1 protein-coding gene and 1 pseudogene are annotated in these 1636 nt (G+C 56.1%); both read right to left on the bottom strand.

The features are described 5' to 3' along the window. Positions 1-958: pseudogene (locus GKO01_RS15660) on the bottom strand (IS481 family transposase); the annotation flags it as partial. Between the two features lie 49 nt (positions 959-1007). After that, the coding region (locus GKO01_RS15885) for an aspartate/glutamate racemase family protein (RefSeq protein ID WP_218017462.1) at positions 1008-1636 on the bottom strand (629 nt) is incomplete at its 5' end.

Here is a 1636-nt window from a genome sequence, read left to right as displayed (position 1 = left end):
AGGTGTTTAGTCCCGTGTTTTGATGGGTTGGATTGATGATGAATCTTTCTGGCTCTGAAGTCCAGATTTTGCAGACGTATTCGTAAGGGGTAAGGCCACTGAGGGTCTTGAGCCTTCGCCCGAAATTATAGGCTGCCATGAAGTCGTTGAGGTGTGTCCTCAACTGCTCATGACTGTCGTAATGGAAGCGTTTGACGGTTGCTTCCTTGATTGTCCGGTTCATCCGCTCGACCTGACCGTTCGTCCAGGGATGATTGGGTTTCGTCAGACGATGTTCGATCCCGTGAGCTTCGCAGATCATGTCGAAGCGCATGGGGCGAGACCAGGCCGTATTGCGGTTACGGGGCTGATCAGCGAACTGGATGCCGTTATCGGTCAGAATGGTGTGGATCCGGTAAGGGATGATGCTCAGGAGATGTTCGAGGAATTCCCAGGCTGTCTTCCGATCAGCTTTCCCGACGAGTTGTGTGACAGCGAATTTGCTTGTCCGGTCGATAGCAACGAAGAGGTGCAGCTTGCCCTCAGCAGTCTGTACTTCGGCAATATCGATGTGAAAAAAGCCTATGGGATAGCGTTTGAAGCGCTGGCGTTTGGGCTTGTCTCCTTCGATGTCCGGCAACCGGGATATCCCGTGGCGCTGAAGGCAGCGATGCAGAGCCGAGCGTGTCAGATGAGGGATGCTGGCCTGCAGGGCATAAAGACAGTCATCCAGCGGTAGCAACGTATGCCGGCGAAACGCCACGATCATCGCTTCGTCCGTCTCGGACAGGACCGTTGAGCGCGGCTCTTTAGGACCTGTCTTCTGATCCTCAACCGTTTGACGCTTCCGCCATTTTGCAACTGTTTTCGGGTTGATCCCGAACTCCTTGCTCAGCGCCGCGAGCGAAGCCTGCGATCGCTATATTGCCGCTCGCACGGCGTGCGTGGTCGTGGCGCTGCCATGACGTATCTGTCCCATAAGGCTTCCTTCCACTCTCGTGAAAATAATACCCCATCAAATCACGGGACTAAACACCTAGGCAGACAGCAGCCTGCCCTAAAGGACCGCCCCCAATGATGACTGCTTGGGCGTCATCTTTGCGAAGACATTCTTCGACGGCCTCGCCCAGCTTTCCGTTCAGTCGGTCGCTGTCGGCCGTCAAGGCGGTAGGGTCATCGTGAGTGCATCTGACCCCAGTATAGAGCGCGCCCAGACCGAGGCTTGCCGCGCGTTGATCGATAATCGGGATCAGATCCGGGGTGACTGTGGCAACACCAAAGCGGCGCCCCCCTGCCGCAGCCTCCAGCATCGAGGCTTCACAAAGACCGGTTGCTGGTATTGGGCTACGCTTTCTGATGATGTTCAGACCGGGATCGCCAAAAGCACTAACGATCAGGCCGTTGCAATCTGCCATTCCGGCTGTGGCCATCTCCACGACTTCTTCGGCGGCGGCGGCAAGCTGGGAGGGCGTCAGGATCATGCGTGGTGCCCTTTTTGCAGTGACACCGACGAGTTCGGACCCCTCATCCAGTCCTACACGTCCGATCCGTAGCATCATCTGCGTGGTTGCCGTCGAACTGTTCGGATTAATCAGAAGAATCCGGTGAGAGAAATGCGCGGGCATCAGAGCACTTCCTGAACGACAGTTTTGTCGTC

The sequence above is a fragment of the Gluconobacter kondonii genome (genome assembly GCF_002723995.1).
GTDB classification, from domain to species: Bacteria; Pseudomonadota; Alphaproteobacteria; order Acetobacterales; family Acetobacteraceae; genus Gluconobacter; species Gluconobacter kondonii.
The sequence above is the reverse complement of the archived record's forward strand: the minus strand, read 5'-3'. Positions and strand labels throughout refer to the sequence as shown.